Genomic DNA, 17,793 nt, shown 5'->3' with positions numbered 1-17,793 from the left:
AAGAAAATGAAAATATACTCAATTATCACAGTTATCATTACCACCTTCCTTCTAACCGCATGTAACAATGAACCATCGCAAGACGATATATACAATGTTTTCAAAAGTGTTGTAGATAGAACAAATACAAGTATGAAAGCTCTTGATTCAAGAGTTACAGAAAAAGATCTTTTAAGAATCGATTACGTGAAGAAAGTTAGTTGCACAGAAGAAGCAAACAATGTTTATAACTGCATTGTCGATGCCTCTATTAGTAATATGAAACAAACAAAACCAGTAAAACTAATCAAATCTGATGGTGTCTGGAAAGAAGTTCAGTAGTAGCCTATATCAAGAAGTCTTTTAGCCCCTGCTTAGGGGCTTTTTATTGCCTATAACCTGACGGTTCTTACGCGAACTTCATGGGTTAACTCTTTCTCAATTACTTTCATTTCATATTGTGCTCTGACAGTAGCATAGATTTCCTCTGCTTTTTCTTGATTGTTATCTATGTAATTAACAAGCGAGTTTAGTTCCCTAATAACTCCTTCTTTGTTATTTAATCGTTGTAGAAGATTGCTTGTCAGACTTTTGTATACCGAGCTAAACATAGTCATTATGTTATCAATATTACGATTGGATTTGGAATAAATCCTTTTAGGGTAAAAATATTTTAAATGGTATCCCACAAAAATTAAGTAAAGTTGATATGAGAAACTTTTATCTCCGGGCTGGTACCGTTTTGAGATATATTTATCAATTATAATGATAAGTTGCTCTTCCAGAGTAAACTCTGAATTGATGATGTTTTTGTCCATAAAATGCATCCTTGCATAATTGAAATAGTCATCCTGACCATATATTTATATTTATCGTATTTATTTAACTTGTCAATAGGTGTAACCTATCAACTATTATTTTTTATTAAATGGTCTATTCAATTGTTCCATAGTGAGACCATGTCTATAAGCATTATACTGCCAATAGCTAAACTGCTCTTTGTATCTATTGTTCTGTTTTTTTAACATTTCATTTTCGGCTTTAAGATTTATTATTTGTTGTGCCGCAATCGTTAAGTTAGCTGGCTTTTTAAGGCCAGATTTTTTCAAATTAGACAAATTTTTCTTTGTTCTATATGCTTCAACAACTTCATCATGAGCACTTAGAGATTGCCTTGTGATAGTTCTGTTTAGATTCTTATAAACTGATTCACATAAATCGCTCCATGTGATTTTACCGTCCCAAGTCAGTATAATGTGTTTAATTGCCTTTATTTCACTCCTGTTTAAATGTTTTGCCATATGCATCTCCTGTTTCAATTATTCAATAGTTTATTAATTCTTTCCAAATTTTTTTTGTGGTGTTGCAACCATTTGTCTGCACCATAATCACCATTTTCATAAGCGATCTGAGTTATTCTCTTTAATTGCATTACTTTCCCTCGGACAGATTGCAGTCTAATTCTATCTACTGAGTTAATGTCCGGTGTTTCATTATCACATTCAATAAGATGATTAATTTTTGCACAAGGCTTGATTAAATAGTTATGTACACAGTAACAAAATTCAGTTAAGTGTATTGCACCTTGATTAAGGTTATCAAAATCAATTGTCAATTCATTTGTGGGTATTGACTCCCTTTGACAGTAATTACTCCTATTCAATTTAATAGCTTTGATTTTATCTAACATATCTTCTTCCGACACATGGTTATAAACTCTGTTCTGATTCGCATTGATACGACCAGACCATTTAGCTATATCCAGTTCAGACATTTCACCATAATGGGCTATTGTGTTTAAAAGGTGCCGTGGCTGGTGTGAGCGAATAAGTAGTGGTTTACCTTCATCATCATAATATCCATATCGGGAAAATATATTTTTATAATTCATCTCATAGCTTTTTTTTCTTTGTATGTCACTGAAAAAGAAACTTTTAGTAGGTTTGTAAAATGTGAAAATTGAAGTCATTCTTGATAAAGAAAATTGATCAGTATTGAGCAAGCATAAAGCATTACTAAATTTTATGGATTTTTCTTTATCATACCATGGAAAATCTCTGCTAAAATTAGAACTAATAATTTCCCACAAATTACTCAATGAATAGTTGTAATCATTGTGGTTTAAGAAACTTTTCCCACCATCCAAACTCGTTCTTTTAATTTTTAAAACACATGATTTATGATCAAATAAATTATACCCCAGTGCATGGCAAACTTGTACAACGGTCAATTTAGCTTTTTCATCAACTGTTGGGCAAAGCTCATGTCGGTAAAATTTATCCGGGTACTTTTCGCACCAGTGAGCAAGTGCTCTTGCATTTTGTGATAAGGAAAGTAATCTTCTAATCGCTTTCTTTGCAACTGGTATCATAACCCGTGGAATCCATTTGATATTAGGGCCATACCCTTTTACCGAATAAAATCTCAAACCATATCTTTCGATACCCTTGCCATCTATTTGTGTAATCTCACAATCAGCAGGTAAGGCTAAAATTTCAGAAATTCTGCTCGGACAACAAAGTAGAAGTGCAAATACTGAACTGGTGAACTTATCCCTTGGACTCAGTAACTCATCATTTTGAGAAAAAATATCAGCAATAGCGAGCAATGCTTCTTCATCTGGTAACTTATCGCTTCGGTGATAATCCTCAATCTCAGTAAGATAATTGTTTTTGACTTTCTGTTTTACATGGTTTTTCCATGAGATATATCCTGACTTCACAAGATTATGTTCACACAGAAACTTTGATATTTTTTCAAGCTGTATTCCACATTTAGCCAAAACGTTACCTTCAAAATATTTACTCCCGATCTGCATTGCCTCATCGAAAACAACGGCTGTAACATTATAAATGAGACCAGTGTTCTGAACCTGCAAAAGGGCCTGTTCGAGACATCGCAAGGCCATCATAATAACCCCATAATTTTTTAATGGTTTCAATGTGTGTTGATATCTGATATATGCTTTCGCAAAATTGATATAATCTTCGTGCATTGCATCAATGGAATCAAAGATTTTATTTCCAATCCCTATTTTTCTAAATGTGACATATCCTTTCCAGGCATACTGCTCCCAATCCTGAGTTTGGGTTAGTCCGGACAGTTGATAGCGACAAAATTTTATGAACTCATTATAATTTTCTTCTACAAGAATATGTTTTTTTGATTTGAACAAAATAATATTATTCATAGTTGATTCACCTCACTGCGATCAATCGGAATAAAAAACATACATTGATTGCAAGGAAATCCTGAATTCTGACTCTGGCATCTACTTGAAGAAAAAAATTTGAAATGACTACTCTTTTTCGATTTGATTCCGTTCATAAAAATATCAGCGACAAATGACAATTGTTCTGAAACAGCGGAATCAATCCTTTCAACACTGTCAGCATGATTTTTAATATAAATCCCCGCACTTGAAGTAGATGAATGATCCAATAATTCAGCTATAGTATTAACATTATGCCCATTCTTAGCCAGCATAGTTGCTATTGTATAACGAAGCCTACGAGGAGTAATATTTAGTATCGAACCGGTACGGTTGGATATTACATTCCCATTATTAACAATACTTTTCAATGCTACATTAGCAATTGTAGGCTTCGCATATAATTTATTATATTCCAGAAGAATTGAACCTGTTATGGATAAATCTAAGAGTTTTTCCTCATTTAAGAAAATAGGAACTTCTCGTTTAGAATAATCATCAAGAGTTTTTCCAAGAGCTTGCTCAACAAGTTTCACTGATTGATTAGCTTGCAATTGAACAATTGATGCAACCTCTGATATTATTGCAAGTTCTCGATATCGTAGTTCTTTACCCCGTTGTTTTACTCGTGGCACTGAAATTACATATTCTACTTTGCCATTATCTAAGTTCTTTTGAAGAAGGTCTTTATATTTCAACATAACTAACTGCTGAGGTCTTCTACCTGTAAGACTGATCAATAGTGATATTGCATAATGTGGCAGTGACAGTTCACCTTTTCTATATGCATGATTCATAGCCTTAATCAAAGAAGTATGTTCTTCTTTATTTAATGGTCCCTCTGTTGGATCATCTTGAAGCACAGACTGACCAGATTTTTTTATTTTTAGGTCCAAATGCTTTAACAGTTCTACCGCACTTTCATCTATTCCCGGATATCCTAACTCAAACCATTTAATCAAAAATGGTCGTAAAACGCGAAATGATGCTGAGGCTTTTGATAATTTCTTATTTTGATATTCAATTAGAACCTTATCATCAATATGAGTAGGAGATAGTTTACGGATAAGACTCTCCATATTTCTAACAATATTTTTCACATACAAATAGCTGTAGCTATTAAAATAATATTGTACTGTATATACAAACCCACAAACCAAATTTTCGTTCATAGCACATATTAAGTTTGTAAGATTGATTCCGTTATTTTCAATCGAACTGACGATTTTATGTTCATGCAAAGACATTTTATCAGATTTATTTTTAATTAAATTATTCATCAAATTCTCCTTTGAATAGTTGCTCTTGTTGTTCAAGTGCAGTTTTTTTCGATAGCTCATAAATATGCCTGCGATTATAAATCATTGAAGTTTCTGAACCCGGTCGCCATCCCATGAGATAAGAACGGATTTGTTGCTCTTTTTCATCGGATATGTCCTGATTCTTGTCTATTGCTTTCGAAAACTCATAATTCCATGTATGTCTGAGTTTGTGACCTGTCAATCCCCCTAGAAGTGAGGAGGATTGACGAACAACACTCACCACTTTGTGATATGAAGAAAATGAAATAGGTTGCCCTTGAGTTTTTCCTTCCTTATAAGTAATAAACAGGAAATCATGTTTGTTAGAATTTTTTATGTTTCTTCGATCATTCAGAATATAATCTGAAATTTCAAACATGAGCTTTTTATCAGCAATTAATTTCCTCTCACAAGTTTTAACTAAAGGCTGATACACTCGCGGATCTGTTTTATCATTTGCTCTTCTTCTTATTGCAATTGTCGATTCTGCAAAATCTATATCACCAATTCGCAGATTCAAAAGTTCACCTGCTCTCAGGCCAAAGCAGTGTAATAGCAGGAATATTAGATTGTTTCTTTTTTGCACTTTTTCTGAAAAAGGATTTAATTTGCTACCCGGTGCAAGAATGCTAAACAAAGAATCCAATTGTTCATTATTTAAACTTTTTTCTATATCCATATTATATTTATCATTATTTCTCGGTTTCTTTCGTTTTATGTTGTTAATGAAATCTAAAATATATTTGAGAGTATCCTTCTGTCCTGTATGAGAAAGATGTATTTTGCACAGCCATTCCAGATAGTTAGCTATGGTTGTTATCCGAAAGTACTTAGTTGGTTTTTTGACATTTGAACTTCTAAAATTATCATTCTCGCCATCTCGAAAATTGAATGAAGTGAATTCGATCAAATCTTCAATTTCATGAGGAGCCAGAAATATCCTTTTCTGAATTCTTTCATCAATATTGATATTTTTTCTCATAAAGAATCGATATAACAATGAAATGCTCCCAGCGATAACCTTCATTGTTGATATAGACTCTGACCGATTCCTGACTTGTGTTGTTATATACAAGTTTGGATAATACAATGGCTCACCAGTATCTTTATTTACAACATGACAATATCTCTCACCATTTTCGAACATAAAAGAATCCACACAAATACTGCACATATTTTCCTCCTAAACTTTACAAAAAGTATAATTCCAATATATTAATAATAAGCATTTCGTAGATTTACAAATTTATTTGGTTCGATTAAGATATTTATTTAAATTAAAACAGTGAGATAGACGATTATTCTTGTCAAATTATCATCTGGTAGATCTAGTTATTATTATGTACACCTAATACTTCGAAAACTATCTCACTGCCTTGCTAATAAACGGCAACCAAAATAATGTAAGTTATTCTGTAAAGTTTTAAGATAAATTATGCAGCCAAACTTTACATTTTCATAAAAAGCTCTTAATCCATTAGATATAAAATTATCCGCTTCGCTAGGAGTTTCAATTCATCAGGACATTTAATTAGAGATAACCAGGTCTCGTAAACATATATCTGTTTGCAAGCATTAAGCTCAGAGATCGAGTCTAAAGGTTCTCTCAGATTTCCTACAAGGTACTGACTGAGCCAGTAAATGATTTCTTTATTAAACTCGTTATTAGGTAAGTCATAAATCACTTCTTGGTCAAAGATCTTGTAAAAAAGATCTCCGCATAAATTGCACATATGGTTTTCTTCGCTTACAAATTCTTCGATATTCATAAAATCACTCCTAAGTTCAATTAAGCAACATTATTTCGACTTGTTTCGATAACAGACTGAATCCAGGTATCAATCTCACTTTCAACGAAAGCTACTGCACGACTTCCAATTTTGACAGGAGCAGGAAACTTACCATCGTTGATCAGACGATATATCCAGGCTTTTCCGTAGCCAGTTCGTTCGAGAACTTCTGGTAATCGTATTAGGCGGGTTGCTTGATTTTTCATTTCGTTATCCCTTGTCGTTGCGGTGAAGTCACTATACGAACAGTTGGGAAAAGAAAAGAGCGAAGCTCCTGAAGCGGAGGTTCTTCGTAGCTATGCAGGATGGTTTTCTCGAAGTTGGTGCCGTACAGAAAAGGGGAACTTGAGAGTAGCTGAAATTCCCTCGTTTTATAGCAAGTGTCAAAATGCCCGGTTTAAAGTAAAAATCGCAAAAAAAGCACCATTCACAATGATGCCTTTAGTTAATTTTAACAATTAAAACAAATAGTTATAAATGTAATTCTAATCAGATAGTTTCATTACATCAGAGACTTTCATTTGCTTCAAATGGCTATTTTTGTTCATGAAGTAATGGAATTGTCGGATAAAGTCAGTTGTGCAGGATTTAAGAGCCAAAGGCCTGTCGGTATCTTTGATTTGGCTAGACTGCCTCATTTCGCTTTCTTCGTCATCGTCTGTATATAGCAGTCTGGATAACCTGTCGTCAGAGACACGGATTTTTTTAACGGCTGCCCACACCAGGATATCCAGCATAGGTATCACACGATAACTGATGAGTTTCTTGATAGTTCCATACCCAAAGCGAACTGATTCTAAAGGATCTGGTTCGATACCTTTGATTTTACGCCACTGCGGTAATGCAGCTTTAAGCGACTCTGCAATCTCTTCGTCTGTGCCACTTGCCAAATCAATCTCGAACATGACTGTTCGTGAAAACTGATCTGGCATAATATCTGAAAGTGATTCTTCCCGAAGATCTCTGTTTATTGAATAATTGTCATCACCATCCCAAACAAAACCTCCGCGTTGCATAGCAATGATGCTCGTTTCAGCAAGGCGATCAAGAGTTGTTAGAAAAAAATGGGGAGGCTGAAAAAGTTTATTGGCAGGAGTCATGTATCCCAGTTGCCCTTCTTCAATTAAAAAAGGATTGCCACTGAAAATTTTTGAGAAGTAACCCATAAGAGTTCTGCTCTCAAACTCTTCCCGATACTCCTTAAAGAACAAGTTACGAGCCCATATCTCATGGTAAAACTGGAGCAATGAGAGGTCTTCAAATTTGCGATATGTATCAATCTTAAACCAACTCTTGATGTCTTTTGTGTGCTCTGGTGACCAGTTGTTCAAAATCCATTCTCCACCTATGCTGGTACTGCCCTACGGATAGAATTCAGTTTCGCTGAAAAACTACCGCATTCACTAATCGGTGAAAAGCAGATCCTGCTTGCACAGTTCAGCTACTAGCAGGGAGTTGAACTGAAGAATTTGTTTCCTTTTGATACAATTCTCCAATCCGCTAATCGTGATAACCCATACCATTACGATTTATGGTTCCTTTTTAGAACCACACATAAAATTCAAAGTATAAATACCATTAAAAATCAATGGAATGAATGGCTAATTACAGGGACGCCAGCCCACTTTGATGGGACTGCAACCGGACAGCGGCAATAAAAACAGCCACTTACGAACACTGACCAGACAGTGCGCAGACCGAGAAAAGACAAAAATATGCACGTGAAATGCACGTGCACTTTAAAAAAACCCCAGATCTCACGGTCTGGGGTTTTTCTATTTGTAACTAAGGGTAACAAAAACACCTACCCCCTTTCGCGCTCCGCTCGCCTTGACACTGTTTATTATCACATTAAAAATACTGTATACAACCACAGTGGTTTTCCGGAGGCTTTTATGTTCGTTGAACTGGTTTATGACAAACGTAATGTAGAGGGGCTCGAAGGGGCCAGAGAGATTATCCTGGCAGAGCTGACGAAGCGAGTGCACCAGATTTTCCCTGATGCCGAGGTGAAGGTGAAGCCGATGCAGGCAAACGCCCTGAATAGCGATGCCAGCAAAAGCGATCGGGAAAAACTGAACCGTATGCTGGAGGAAATGTTTGAAGAGGCCGATATGTGGCTTGTACAGGATTAAATCTAGAACACTCTCATACGCAATGCTAAACTTGTCATCTTTCAGAATTGACTGATTTTTCAAATGTTAAAGTTATTTAGTCGCTACATTTCAGTAGGCGTAATTAACACTGCTATGCACTGGGTATGCTTCGGCGCGCTTCTTCATTTCTTCGAAGCTACTCAGGCTGTTGCAAACGTCTCCGCATTCTTCATTGCGGTTACGTTTAGTTTCTTCGCTAACGCAAGATGGACGTTCAAATCACAGGCAACGTCAGGGCGTTATATCGCGTTCGTCGCATTCATGGGCATCATGGCTGGAATGACAGGGTACATCGCAGATGCGATTGGTGCGTCGCCTATTTTAACCCTCTTAGCGTTCTCAGGATTCAGTCTTGTTGCCGGGTTCATATACTCAAAATTCATTGTCTTTAGGGATGCGAAATGAAAATTTCTTTGGTCGTGCCGGTGTTCAATGAAGAGGAAGCCATTCCAATCTTCTATAAAACTGTACGGGAATTTGAAGGTCTGCAGCAGCATGATGTTGAAATCATCTTCATCAATGACGGCAGTAAAGACGCCACAGAATCAATCATAAACGCGCTTGCTGTAGCTGACCCTCTTGTAGTTCCGCTGTCATTCACTCGCAACTTCGGTAAAGAGCCAGCGCTGTTCGCCGGGCTTGACAATGCAACCGGTGACGCGATTATCCCGATTGATGTAGACCTGCAGGACCCAATTGAGGTCATTCCACACCTGATTGAGAAGTGGCAGGCTGGGGCAGATATGGTGCTGGCTAAACGCTCTGACCGATCCACCGATGGGCGACTCAAGCGTAAGACCGCAGAGTGGTTCTATAAGCTGCACAACAAAATCAGCAATCCGCAGATCGAGGAAAACGTTGGCGACTTCCGCCTGATGTCTCGAAATGTGGTTGAAAACATCAAGCTGATGCCAGAGCGCAACCTTTTCATGAAAGGAGTTTTGAGTTGGGTTGGCGGCCGCACTGATGTTGTTGAATATGCCCGCGCAGAACGTGTGGCCGGGGATTCTAAGTTCAATGGCTGGAAGCTGTGGAACCTTGCATTAGAGGGCATTACAAGTTTCTCAACTTTTCCACTGCGCATGTGGACGTATATCGGTTTGTTCGTTGCCGGCATGGCCTTTATGTACGGAGCGTGGATGATTATTGACACCATAGCATTCGGAAATCCAGTAAGAGGCTATCCTTCTATATTGGTATCAATTTTGTTCCTCGGCGGTGTGCAATTAATCGGTATTGGAGTTCTCGGCGAGTACATCGGCAGGATTTATATTGAGGTTAAAAACAGACCTCGTTATATTTTGAAGGGAAATTAAATGGTTAGCTTTCACAAAAAAGAATTTTCATTGTTCAGTGCGTGGATATTCTCGCTCATAATAATATCGATCGGATACTACCCACTGATCAATGACAGGCTCTATCTGGTTGATGATATCACTAGGTCAATTAAAGGATACTTTGGGTGGATTGAATTAGGCAGACCACTAACAGAATGGCTTGCTATATTCTTGAGCACCAGTTCTGACCGCCTTGCCGACATTACACCTTTGCCTCAGTTATCGAGTATTGTTGCGTTATCTTATTTAACAATTCTTTTACTTAAAAATACATTCCATAAAATCACCATTGGGAATGTTCTAATATGTATAACTGTAGCAGTAAACCCACTGTTACTTGGTAATATGTTGTTCAGGTTTGATTCATTATCAATGATATTGTCCATGTTGTTACCTGTTCTAGCGTGGGATTTGCTAAACAAAAACAGGACTATATATGCGCTAGCATCACTTATTGCATGTCTTTCTTTTTACCAACCAGCCATTGCAATATTCCCGATATTGGTAATAACTACATTTATTCAATCCAAAAAACACAACAACAAAAACATAGAGTACATAATAAAATCTGCTGGGCTAACCGTAGTGTCTTGCGTTTTATACTATTTCGTTGTTGTACTTAATACCATTAAATCCACTGAAAAGAGGGCAGACTTAACTACTGGATTAGCAAGTAACATTTACATAGGAATTAAGACCTCTATTTCAACAGCATTGCAATCTTATGGTCACGTCGCTGCTATATTAATAGCAGTAGCAACGTTAGCTTTTATCATTGTATACGCAAAACATATTATTGTAGTAGTTAAAGAGGGCGCGGGGAATTCAAGGTTTTTAAACCTTTCACTAATGGTATTTGCTCCAGTTGTAATATTAATTTGTTCTGCTGGAGTAAATCTGATTCTTAGTAATGGGTACTATCCAACGCGAGTTTTATTTCCAATAGCGTTTATAGTTTTCCTAAATAGATGCGCGGAATAGTAGATCACTGAAAGGGAACTCAGCCCGGATTGTGCGATCTGATCAATCGCCAAACCAACCAAAACCACCAACCGGACTGAGCGATGCCGATCATAGCACCAATACCCCGTGGCGAACGACGCCTGATGCAGAAAGCTATTCATAAAACGCGCGATAAAAATCATGCCCGCAGACTCACGGCCATGCTGATGCTTCATCGGGGTGAACGGGTCAGCGATGTTGCCAGAACTCTCTGTTGTGCTCGTTCATCCGTTGGTCGCTGGATTAACTGGTTTACGCACTCAGGTATTGAAGGCCTGAAATCCTTACCCGCAGGGCGCTCCCGACGCTGGCCTTTTGAACATATCTGCACCCTGTTACGTGAGCTGATAAAGCATTCTCCCGGCGATTTTGGTTATCAACGTTCACGCTGGAGCACCGAATTACTGGCATTAAAAATCAATGAGATAACCGGTTGCCAGTTACATGCAGGAACCGTTCGCCGCTGGTTGCCATCTGCGGGGCTTGTATGGCGCAGGGCCGCGCCAACTCTGCGTATCCGTGACCCACATAAAGATGAAAAGATGGCGGTAATCCACAAAGCGCTGGATGAATGCAGCGCAGAGCATCCGGTATTTTATGAAGATGAAGTGGATATCCACCTTAATCCTAAAATCGGTGCGGACTGGCAGTTGCGCGGACAGCAGAAACGGGTAGTGACGCCGGGGCAGAACGAAAAATACTATCTGGCCGGCGCACTGCACAGTGGCACGGGTAAAGTCAGCTACGTGGGCGGCAACAGCAAAAGTTCAGCGCTGTTTATCGCTCTGCTGAAGCACCTGAAAGCCACTTACCGGCGGGCGAAAACAATCACGCTGATCGTTGATAACTACATTATCCATAAAAGCCGCGAAACACAGCGCTGGTTGAAAGCAAATCCCAAGTTCAGGGTAATTTACCAGCCGGTTTACTCGCCGTGGGTGAATCATGTGGAACGGCTATGGCAGGCACTTCATGACACGATAACCCGTAATCATCAGTGCCGCTCAATGTGGCAGTTACTGAAAAAGGTCCGCCATTTTATGGAAACCGCCAGCCCATTCCCCGGAGGAAAACATGGTCAGGCAAAAGTGTAGCGGTATTAGGCGCAGCTATTTAGCCCTTGCCATCCCCGCCACATTCAATGATTTCTTTAATCGTATCGCAGCATATTTATCTATCGCACTGATATTCTCATCAACATCAGTGATTTATGCCACTGCATCTTCACTTTATCATCAGCAACGCTACGATTCATATGTATTATTTTCCTTAAGCGAAAAGCTTTCACTTTTAAAATCAAAGAAAAATACATACATATTCGGCGCAACAGACTATTCAGAGGCGTCAAAAACTTCAAATAGAGTATTCCCAATACTAGATCACATAAAGAACAACTACTATGACATGACATTAAGTCAGTCATTAGTTAACAATGGGATTAGGAACATAAAGTTCTCTGGCAAGGACAGGCAGATTTCCTATGAATTAGAGAAAATGGCTTGCAATGGTGAGATGAATCTTATTTACTCCATGCCTCAATACTCCATTTTCGAGAATGATAAAAATTTACTAATTTATCTCGGCGGGAGCATCTGTAATAAATGAAGATCTTAGGATAGTTTAAACTATTAACAAGCACATGAAGACATCAAGGGCGTAAATTACCCTTGATGTCTTACTTTATATTGTAGGCCAGACTATTTCTGGTGCTTTTGATGGGTCTACCGATTCGAGCGCATCAAGATAATCAAGCCACTTATTAAATGAGGCCTTTTCATCATCTTTCAGGCGGCCGAGTGCCAGTTTCGACGGCCATTGCTTACTATCAATGTATTCATTCGCCTGGCTAATCAGGGTTTGCTTCTGGAGTTCGGCTTGCTGAGCCCCTCTCCAAAATGGAAGCAAACGCGCGCGGTGTGAAGTACGCCGAGCGCCTGCTCGACGCCCGGCAATTTATTGGCTTTGGTGGAAACCGACATTAAGGAAACCGAATCGAAATACGTATTCTTTTTTATGACGATTTTGGTTGGCATTATTTTCACCTGTTTAAGATAAAAGGGGGCCGCCGTCGTGCTAAATGCACGTCGGTAACAATGCGTTTATTGATTAACGGCCAGCCAGGGGAAGGCTGACCGAATGCACTATGCGCCTGCCGCCAGCAGCAGGTCTGCGATCGCGTTGAAGCCTTTTTCCCGCGCCAGCTCGAGCGGGGTTTTGCCGTATTTATCGGTCATGTGCGGGTTCGCGCCGTGATCGAGCAGCAGCTTCACAATTTCCTGCTGCTTTGCGCCGCCGTCGTTTAATACGATGGCCTCCAGCAGCGGCGTCCAGCCGACAAAATTGGTGTGGTTGACGTTGATGTCGGTTTTTTCCAGCAGCTCACGCACGATTTCAACGTGCCCTTTTTCACTGGCAGGGGTAATGCCCACGCCGCCAAAGCGCGTCAGACGATCGAGATCCGGATTTGCCGGAAGGACAATGCGCAGCAGGGTTAAATCATTGGTCAGGCAGCCGATCAGGAAGGGGTTAAAACAGGTCTGGTCCTGTTTATCAATATCCGCCCCGGCGGCAATTAAAAACTCCACACAGGCGTAATGCTTTTTCAGGCTGGCAATAATAATGGCGGTTCTTTTCTGGCGGTTGGTCGCGTTAATATCCACGCCTTTCTCCAGGCAGGCTTTTAGCGCGTCGATATTGCCCTCTTCTGCCGCCAGCAGAAATTCTGTAACCAGTGCAGTTGCAGACATATTCAGACTCCCTATGTTTCACTTCTGATGACCTGAGAATAGCAACAGCCTGGTCATAAAAGAATCCGCTTAAAAATGATTCATCGACACGCAATTCATTGTTGAGTTAAATTCAACAGTCCGGGAGAAATGTGCGTCTGTGCAACCTTTTTCTTATGTTTTACCGCTTTTACGCGCTTCAGGCTGCATTATCCTTATGGCTGAAAAAGCCTTACACAGCGCGGCTCTACGTAAAAATCCAGAACTGTGATCGACATCAACTATGATGTAACGCCGCCGTTAAAATATGTTCAAAACTGATGGTCACCAGGAGCCATAATATGAATTCCATCTTTACCGAAGAGAATTTGCTGGCCTTCACCACCGCGGCACGTTTTGGCAGTTTTAGCAAAGCGGCTGCCGAACTGGGCGTGACCACCTCCGCCATCAGTTACACCATCAAACGCATGGAGACCGGACTGGACGTGGTGCTGTTTGTACGCAACACGCGCAGCATTGAGCTGACCGAATCCGGTTTTTATTTTTATCGTAAAGCGACCGACCTGCTGAATGACTTTCATGCCATCAAGCGCGGGATTGATACCATTTCTCAGGGCATTGAGACGCGGGTGCGCATCTGCATAAACCAGCTTTTGTATACGCCACGCCATACCGCGCGTTTGCTCCAGGTGCTGAAAAAACAGTTTCCCACCTGCCAGATCACGGTGACGACCGAGGTGTATAACGGCGTCTGGGATTCCATCATTAATAATCAGGCCAATATCGCCATTGGCGCGCCGGATACGCTGCTGGACGGCGGCGGCATTGATTACACCGAGATAGGGGCGATCCGCTGGGTATTTGCCATCGCGCCCACGCATCCGCTGGCGTTCGCCCCGGAGCCCATTTCCGAAAGTCAGCTGCGTCTGTATCCCAATATCATGGTCGAGGACACCGCGCATACCATCAACAAGAAGGTGGGCTGGCTGCTTCACGGTCAGGAGGCGATTCTGGTGCCGGACTTCAACACGAAATGCCAGTGTCAGATCCTGGGGGAAGGTATTGGCTTTTTACCGGAATATATGACGCGTGAGGCGGTGGAGGAAGGGCTGCTGGTAACGCGGCGGATCAATAATCCACGTCAGGATTCGCGCATGCTGCTCGCCACGCAGCATGCGGCGACCGGTCAGGTCACGCGCTGGATCAAACAGCAGTTTGGCCCGGAAGGCGTGCTGACCCGGATCTACAGTGACTTACTGTGGCGTACCTAGCTCTTCGTCTGAACCCAAAACGCGTGGATAAGACCGGGGAAGTAGCCCAGGATGGTCAGAAGGATATTCAGAATAAACGCCCAGCCCAGCCCAGCCCCTTGCCAAGCAGCACGCCCAGCGGCGGGAGAATAATCGTAAAAACAACGCGCCAAAAACCCATAAAAAACTCCGTGCAAGCTAACCAATTGAAAATTATAAAAGACACTTCTCTAAGCGTAGCCAGTTTACGGTTAACTGCCATGCGTCTCTCGCGCTTTTACCTGCCTTTACCCTCTTTACACTGGCTTAAACCCCCGCCTTAAATGCTCTACTGTTCTGAAATTGACGGTAAGGAAACGCAATGTCTCTTCCTCTTATTTCGCCGCAGCAGGCAAACGCGCTGATTGCTGAAAGTGATACCGTGGAACCGACGTACCTGATAAGGAGTATCTGAAAGATTAGGCTGTACCCCGCCCCCGGACGTGGGCTATGGTGAAGATCATGACAATGATGAGGAGGTGCTATGTTTTCTGTCGGTGATTATGTCCAACCGCGTCAGGGCGGTCCGAAACTGAAAGTGCTCGAAGTGAATGGTGAAAACATTGTGGCTGTGCAGGCCAGCAATGAGCAGGGCGAGAAATATCACCTGAAAGCGGCGGACGTGGTTCTGTACTCCGAAGACGGTGACTTTGGCGTCTGCTAAGTCAATAAACGGGCGGAATACACCGCCCGAATAATCATCAGATCAGGAAATCGTCCAGCGATTTACCGTTTGCCAGTGCGGTTGCAATTGGCTTTGGCGTACGCCCCTGGCCGGTCCAGGTTTTTTCTTCACCGTTCGCGTCAATAAAACGATATTTCGCCGCACGCGCTTTACGTTTTTTCGTCGGCTGACCCGCCTGCGCCAGATCACTGCCTAACAGATCGCTCGGAGAAATACCGTCAGCTTTCATCAGTTCCAGCAGAGCATTAATTTTATCCTGCTGTTCAGCGCGTTGACGCTCTAATTCAGCCTGCTCGCTGCGTTTTTCTTCAGTGACAATCCGGAATTTTTCCAGCACTTCTTCCAGAACATCCATGGATAATTCACGTGCCAGCGCCCGGAGGGTACGAATATTATTAAGATTCTGTAACGTTAAAGCCATAATAATGAAAAACCTTTCTTCGTGTGTATAACATAAATCAGGCAACAGAATAATTGATTTTGGTTCTGATATCTACCCACCCTGACGTTTTGACATTATTGTAAATGTTTTAGAATATCCCGTTAATATAACCCCGATATATATGTCTGTTTTAATGCGTAATATACCGCCCTTCCCCAGGCCAAAAACCCCTGTTTAAAACAGTTCAAAAAACCGCCTCCACTCTCCCACACAACAGAGGTTTTACACGCGCACTGATAAACTAATCCATTGATTTATTTTAATAAAATATGGACAGGGAGAGAAAATAACGAAGCGCGCAAAAAACGCACAACTTTAGAGAGTTTTATGGCCAAAGCGACTGCAAATAAAAATTAATCACTACTTGTTAGTTAAAAGCCAGAGAGATACGCTATACACTCATAGCAAACCAACCTAAAGCACTAAAGGCCGCAGGTAAAACGCCACTTTTTTGTCCTGTTCGAGGAGTTCAGACATGTTCTCACCGCAGTCTCGCCTGCGCCATGCGGTAGCGGATACGTTCGCGATGGTCGTTTACTGTTCCGTCGTGAATATGCTGATTGAAATTTTCCTGTCGGGAATGTCCTTTGAGCAATCCCTCTCGTCGCGCCTGGTGGCCATTCCGGTGAATATCATGATTGCCTGGCCGTACGGCCTGTATCGCGATGCAGTGATGCGTTTAGCCCGGCGTATTAGCCCGGCGGGTTGGGTAAAAAACCTGGCGGACGTGCTGGCTTACGTAACGTTCCAGTCCCCGGTGTATGTGGTTATTTTGCTGACGGTGGGCGCAGACTGGCATCAAATCGCCGCTGCGGTAAGTTCAAATATCGTGGTATCCATGCTGATGGGTGCGGTGTACGGTTACTTTCTTGACTACTGCCGCCGCCTGTTTAAAGTCAGCCCTTATAGCCAGGCAAAAGCGTAAGGTAAGGCGACTGGCTCAGGCCAGTCGCAGAGTTATTGTACGTCGCCAAACAGCCCTTTCAGGAACCGCTCCAGCGCCATACGCGAGCTGAAACCGTGCGGAATACCATAATGTTCATGCGTCTCGCCGCCTAAATAGAGCGGAAATTGCTGATAATGATCGCAGGTTTTAATATCCGAGGCGGGCTCAGCAAATGACAGGCTTCTGTCTTTGAGTGTCGGGTGAATAATGAGAGCAGTACGCCCCATTCTTGCTTCACGGTTGACGTAAACATAATTCTCACCACGGCGATATCCGTACGCTTTTGATGTTACCTCATCCATGGTGAACCCTTCTTTTTCAAGAACGCGCGCCACCTCATCGGGTCGTAAATACATATCTTTTCCTCATTATCATTCCTGCCCGGCAACCTTACAGTATTCAGCATTAGCAGGGCTTTCAGAATATTCCATAAACTGCCCGATAAGCCGTGACTCGCTTCAGATATTACATTTCTGGACTAAACTAAACGGGAACACAAATTATGGAGGATCGTATGTTTAACAGACCGAACCGAAACGATATTAATGACGACACACAGGATATTCGTAACGATGTCAGCCAATTAGCGGACACGCTGGAAGCCGTATTGAAATCCTGGGGCTCTGACGCGAAGGACGAAGCAGATGCCGCGAAACGTAAGGCTCAGTCTCTGCTGCGTGAAACGCGGGCAAGGATGAATGGCCGCTCACGTACCACTCAGGCGGCCTGCGACATGGCCAGCTGCGCCACCACCTTCGTACGTGAAAAACCACTTTGTACGCTGGGAACGGTCGCGGCGGTCGGGATTTTTGTCGGCGCCCTACTTAGCCTGCGTAAGTAAGCGCGCGTTCTCAGCCCCGGTCGCCTCAGGCGCCGGGGCTTTTCTTTGCCTGACAGCCTGAAAAACCCGCACAGCCCACCCTGCCCCG

At 41.6% G+C, this 17,793-nt stretch carries 23 protein-coding genes and 2 pseudogenes; 11 read left to right on the top strand and 14 right to left on the bottom strand.

Annotated features, from left to right (window positions below; genetic code table 11):
• Positions 1-6 precede the first annotated feature (6 nt).
• Positions 7-321, top strand: a complete 315-nt coding sequence (locus SK62_RS22030) for a hypothetical protein (protein WP_000708681.1) — start codon at positions 7-9, stop codon at positions 319-321.
• Positions 322-371: 50 nt separating this feature from the next.
• Here the strand turns inward: SK62_RS22030 and SK62_RS04670 are convergent, their stop codons facing one another.
• The 8 genes from SK62_RS04670 to SK62_RS04645 form a co-directional block, all read right to left on the bottom strand.
• Positions 372-797 carry a hypothetical protein gene (locus SK62_RS04670; protein WP_000360018.1) on the bottom strand — a complete coding sequence of 142 codons (426 nt, stop codon included), beginning with the start codon at positions 795-797 and terminating at the stop codon, positions 372-374.
• 96 nt (positions 798-893) lie between these two features.
• On the bottom strand, positions 894-1,280 hold the full coding sequence (locus SK62_RS04665; RefSeq protein WP_001062150.1) for a hypothetical protein: 387 nt from the start codon (positions 1,278-1,280) through the stop codon (positions 894-896).
• Positions 1,281-1,294: 14 nt separating this feature from the next.
• Positions 1,295-3,169 (bottom strand): DNA-binding protein, encoded by a 1,875-nt coding sequence (locus SK62_RS04660; RefSeq protein ID WP_047718533.1) that lies wholly within the window; start codon positions 3,167-3,169, stop codon positions 1,295-1,297.
• Positions 3,166-4,470, bottom strand: a complete 1,305-nt coding sequence (locus SK62_RS22025) for a tyrosine-type recombinase/integrase (protein ID WP_047718536.1) — start codon at positions 4,468-4,470, stop codon at positions 3,166-3,168. Before SK62_RS22025 ends, SK62_RS04660 begins: the two co-directional genes overlap by 4 nt.
• Positions 4,463-5,665: a tyrosine-type recombinase/integrase gene (locus SK62_RS04655; protein ID WP_008322898.1), complete on the bottom strand. Its 1,203-nt coding sequence runs from the start codon at positions 5,663-5,665 to the stop codon at positions 4,463-4,465. Before SK62_RS04655 ends, SK62_RS22025 begins: the two co-directional genes overlap by 8 nt.
• Positions 5,666-5,960: 295 nt before the next feature.
• Positions 5,961-6,260, bottom strand: coding sequence for a hypothetical protein (locus tag SK62_RS23120; protein WP_001019190.1), 300 nt, complete (start codon positions 6,258-6,260; stop codon positions 5,961-5,963).
• 20 nt (positions 6,261-6,280) lie between these two features.
• Positions 6,281-6,487: a helix-turn-helix transcriptional regulator gene (locus tag SK62_RS22020; RefSeq protein ID WP_000795663.1), complete on the bottom strand. Its 207-nt coding sequence runs from the start codon at positions 6,485-6,487 to the stop codon at positions 6,281-6,283.
• Between the two features lie 279 nt (positions 6,488-6,766).
• A complete protein-coding gene (locus SK62_RS04645; protein WP_001067212.1) occupies positions 6,767-7,612 on the bottom strand; it encodes a DUF6387 family protein in 846 nt (281 codons plus the stop codon).
• Between the two features lie 564 nt (positions 7,613-8,176).
• On the opposite strand from SK62_RS04645, the gene SK62_RS04640 reads away from it, so the two are divergent.
• From SK62_RS04640 to SK62_RS04615, 6 genes are all read left to right on the top strand, one after another.
• Positions 8,177-8,416, top strand: a complete 240-nt coding sequence (locus SK62_RS04640; protein WP_023295270.1) for a DinI family protein — start codon at positions 8,177-8,179, stop codon at positions 8,414-8,416.
• Positions 8,417-8,479: 63 nt separating this feature from the next.
• Complete coding sequence (locus tag SK62_RS04635; protein ID WP_023295271.1) at positions 8,480-8,842, top strand: GtrA family protein; 363 nt, start codon at positions 8,480-8,482, stop codon at positions 8,840-8,842.
• Positions 8,839-9,753, top strand: coding sequence for a glycosyltransferase family 2 protein (locus SK62_RS04630; RefSeq protein ID WP_023295272.1), 915 nt, complete (start codon positions 8,839-8,841; stop codon positions 9,751-9,753). The genes SK62_RS04635 and SK62_RS04630 overlap by 4 nt, the downstream gene beginning before the upstream one ends.
• Positions 9,754-10,755: a glucosyltransferase domain-containing protein gene (locus SK62_RS04625; protein ID WP_048249312.1), complete on the top strand. Its 1,002-nt coding sequence runs from the start codon at positions 9,754-9,756 to the stop codon at positions 10,753-10,755.
• Positions 10,756-10,838: 83 nt separating this feature from the next.
• A complete protein-coding gene (locus SK62_RS04620; protein WP_032425611.1) occupies positions 10,839-11,870 on the top strand; it encodes an IS630-like element ISEc33 family transposase in 1,032 nt (343 codons plus the stop codon).
• A complete protein-coding gene (locus tag SK62_RS04615; protein ID WP_048249310.1) occupies positions 11,851-12,381 on the top strand; it encodes a hypothetical protein in 531 nt (176 codons plus the stop codon). The genes SK62_RS04620 and SK62_RS04615 overlap by 20 nt, the downstream gene beginning before the upstream one ends.
• A 75-nt stretch (positions 12,382-12,456) precedes the next feature.
• Here SK62_RS04615 and SK62_RS22010 read toward each other — a convergent pair.
• From SK62_RS22010 to SK62_RS04605, 3 genes and pseudogenes are all read right to left on the bottom strand, one after another.
• Positions 12,457-12,651, bottom strand: a pseudogene (locus tag SK62_RS22010) (tail fiber assembly protein); the annotation flags it as partial.
• On the bottom strand, positions 12,627-12,809 hold the full coding sequence (locus tag SK62_RS23115; protein ID WP_048249308.1) for a hypothetical protein: 183 nt from the start codon (positions 12,807-12,809) through the stop codon (positions 12,627-12,629). The pseudogene SK62_RS22010 and the gene SK62_RS23115, both read right to left, overlap by 25 nt.
• Positions 12,810-12,917: 108 nt before the next feature.
• The gene (locus tag SK62_RS04605; RefSeq protein ID WP_015571649.1) at positions 12,918-13,523 is read right to left on the bottom strand and encodes an ankyrin repeat domain-containing protein; all 606 of its coding nucleotides are present in this window, start codon (positions 13,521-13,523) and stop codon (positions 12,918-12,920) included.
• 320 nt (positions 13,524-13,843) lie between these two features.
• Between SK62_RS04605 and SK62_RS04600 the strand changes: the two genes are divergently transcribed.
• Positions 13,844-14,773, top strand: coding sequence for a LysR substrate-binding domain-containing protein (locus SK62_RS04600; protein WP_023295311.1), 930 nt, complete (start codon positions 13,844-13,846; stop codon positions 14,771-14,773).
• Here SK62_RS04600 and SK62_RS04595 read toward each other — a convergent pair.
• A pseudogene (locus SK62_RS04595) lies at positions 14,770-14,933 on the bottom strand (YqaE/Pmp3 family membrane protein). The gene SK62_RS04600 and the pseudogene SK62_RS04595 overlap by 4 nt on opposite strands.
• Positions 14,934-15,275: 342 nt before the next feature.
• On the opposite strand from SK62_RS04595, the gene SK62_RS04590 reads away from it, so the two are divergent.
• Positions 15,276-15,455 (top strand): YodC family protein, encoded by a 180-nt coding sequence (locus tag SK62_RS04590; protein WP_015571651.1) that lies wholly within the window; start codon positions 15,276-15,278, stop codon positions 15,453-15,455.
• Between the two features lie 37 nt (positions 15,456-15,492).
• Here SK62_RS04590 and stpA read toward each other — a convergent pair whose 3' ends face one another.
• Positions 15,493-15,897, bottom strand: coding sequence for a DNA-binding protein StpA (gene stpA / locus SK62_RS04585; RefSeq protein WP_022651717.1), 405 nt, complete (start codon positions 15,895-15,897; stop codon positions 15,493-15,495).
• Between the two features lie 496 nt (positions 15,898-16,393).
• On the opposite strand from stpA, the gene alaE reads away from it, so the two are divergent.
• Complete coding sequence (gene alaE, locus SK62_RS04580; RefSeq protein ID WP_015571653.1) at positions 16,394-16,843, top strand: L-alanine exporter AlaE; 450 nt, start codon at positions 16,394-16,396, stop codon at positions 16,841-16,843.
• A 32-nt stretch (positions 16,844-16,875) separates the two neighbouring features.
• On the opposite strand, the gene SK62_RS04575 is transcribed toward alaE, so the two are convergent.
• Positions 16,876-17,220 (bottom strand): DUF2002 family protein, encoded by a 345-nt coding sequence (locus SK62_RS04575; RefSeq protein WP_006811693.1) that lies wholly within the window; start codon positions 17,218-17,220, stop codon positions 16,876-16,878.
• Positions 17,221-17,378: 158 nt separating this feature from the next.
• Here SK62_RS04575 and SK62_RS04570 point away from each other — a divergent pair, with 158 nt between their 5' ends.
• Positions 17,379-17,705, top strand: coding sequence for an ElaB/YgaM/YqjD family protein (locus SK62_RS04570; RefSeq protein WP_017382769.1), 327 nt, complete (start codon positions 17,379-17,381; stop codon positions 17,703-17,705).
• Positions 17,706-17,793 lie beyond the last annotated feature (88 nt).

The sequence above is a fragment of the Enterobacter sp. BIDMC109 genome (genome assembly GCF_001037885.1).
Classification (GTDB): Bacteria; Pseudomonadota; Gammaproteobacteria; order Enterobacterales; family Enterobacteriaceae; genus Enterobacter; species Enterobacter hormaechei_C.
This window is presented reverse-complemented; position numbering and strand designations above follow the sequence as displayed.

Bases quoted from the DNA above. Each gene is read 5' to 3' on its own strand.
- SK62_RS04600 (WP_023295311.1), top strand. From the start codon at position 13,844: ATGAATTCCATCTTTACCGAAGAGAATTTGCTGGCCTTCACCACCGCG.
- SK62_RS04640 (WP_023295270.1), top strand. From the start codon at position 8,177: ATGTTCGTTGAACTGGTTTATGACAAACGTAATGTAGAGGGGCTCGAA.
- SK62_RS22030 (WP_000708681.1), top strand. From the start codon at position 7: ATGAAAATATACTCAATTATCACAGTTATCATTACCACCTTCCTTCTA.
- SK62_RS04615 (WP_048249310.1), top strand. From the start codon at position 11,851: ATGGTCAGGCAAAAGTGTAGCGGTATTAGGCGCAGCTATTTAGCCCTT.
- SK62_RS04655 (WP_008322898.1), bottom strand. From the start codon at position 5,665: ATGTGCAGTATTTGTGTGGATTCTTTTATGTTCGAAAATGGTGAGAGA.
- alaE (WP_015571653.1), top strand. From the start codon at position 16,394: ATGTTCTCACCGCAGTCTCGCCTGCGCCATGCGGTAGCGGATACGTTC.
- SK62_RS04620 (WP_032425611.1), top strand. From the start codon at position 10,839: ATGCCGATCATAGCACCAATACCCCGTGGCGAACGACGCCTGATGCAG.
- stpA (WP_022651717.1), bottom strand. From the start codon at position 15,897: ATGGCTTTAACGTTACAGAATCTTAATAATATTCGTACCCTCCGGGCG.
- SK62_RS23120 (WP_001019190.1), bottom strand. From the start codon at position 6,260: ATGAATATCGAAGAATTTGTAAGCGAAGAAAACCATATGTGCAATTTA.
- SK62_RS04670 (WP_000360018.1), bottom strand. From the start codon at position 797: ATGGACAAAAACATCATCAATTCAGAGTTTACTCTGGAAGAGCAACTT.
- SK62_RS04665 (WP_001062150.1), bottom strand. From the start codon at position 1,280: ATGGCAAAACATTTAAACAGGAGTGAAATAAAGGCAATTAAACACATT.
- SK62_RS04605 (WP_015571649.1), bottom strand. From the start codon at position 13,523: ATGTCTGCAACTGCACTGGTTACAGAATTTCTGCTGGCGGCAGAAGAG.
- SK62_RS04575 (WP_006811693.1), bottom strand. From the start codon at position 17,220: ATGTATTTACGACCCGATGAGGTGGCGCGCGTTCTTGAAAAAGAAGGG.
- SK62_RS04570 (WP_017382769.1), top strand. From the start codon at position 17,379: ATGTTTAACAGACCGAACCGAAACGATATTAATGACGACACACAGGAT.
- SK62_RS04635 (WP_023295271.1), top strand. From the start codon at position 8,480: ATGTTAAAGTTATTTAGTCGCTACATTTCAGTAGGCGTAATTAACACT.
- SK62_RS04660 (WP_047718533.1), bottom strand. From the start codon at position 3,169: ATGAATAATATTATTTTGTTCAAATCAAAAAAACATATTCTTGTAGAA.
- SK62_RS04590 (WP_015571651.1), top strand. From the start codon at position 15,276: ATGTTTTCTGTCGGTGATTATGTCCAACCGCGTCAGGGCGGTCCGAAA.
- SK62_RS22020 (WP_000795663.1), bottom strand. From the start codon at position 6,487: ATGAAAAATCAAGCAACCCGCCTAATACGATTACCAGAAGTTCTCGAA.
- SK62_RS22025 (WP_047718536.1), bottom strand. From the start codon at position 4,470: ATGAATAATTTAATTAAAAATAAATCTGATAAAATGTCTTTGCATGAA.
- SK62_RS04625 (WP_048249312.1), top strand. From the start codon at position 9,754: ATGGTTAGCTTTCACAAAAAAGAATTTTCATTGTTCAGTGCGTGGATA.
- SK62_RS04630 (WP_023295272.1), top strand. From the start codon at position 8,839: ATGAAAATTTCTTTGGTCGTGCCGGTGTTCAATGAAGAGGAAGCCATT.
- SK62_RS23115 (WP_048249308.1), bottom strand. From the start codon at position 12,809: ATGCCAACCAAAATCGTCATAAAAAAGAATACGTATTTCGATTCGGTT.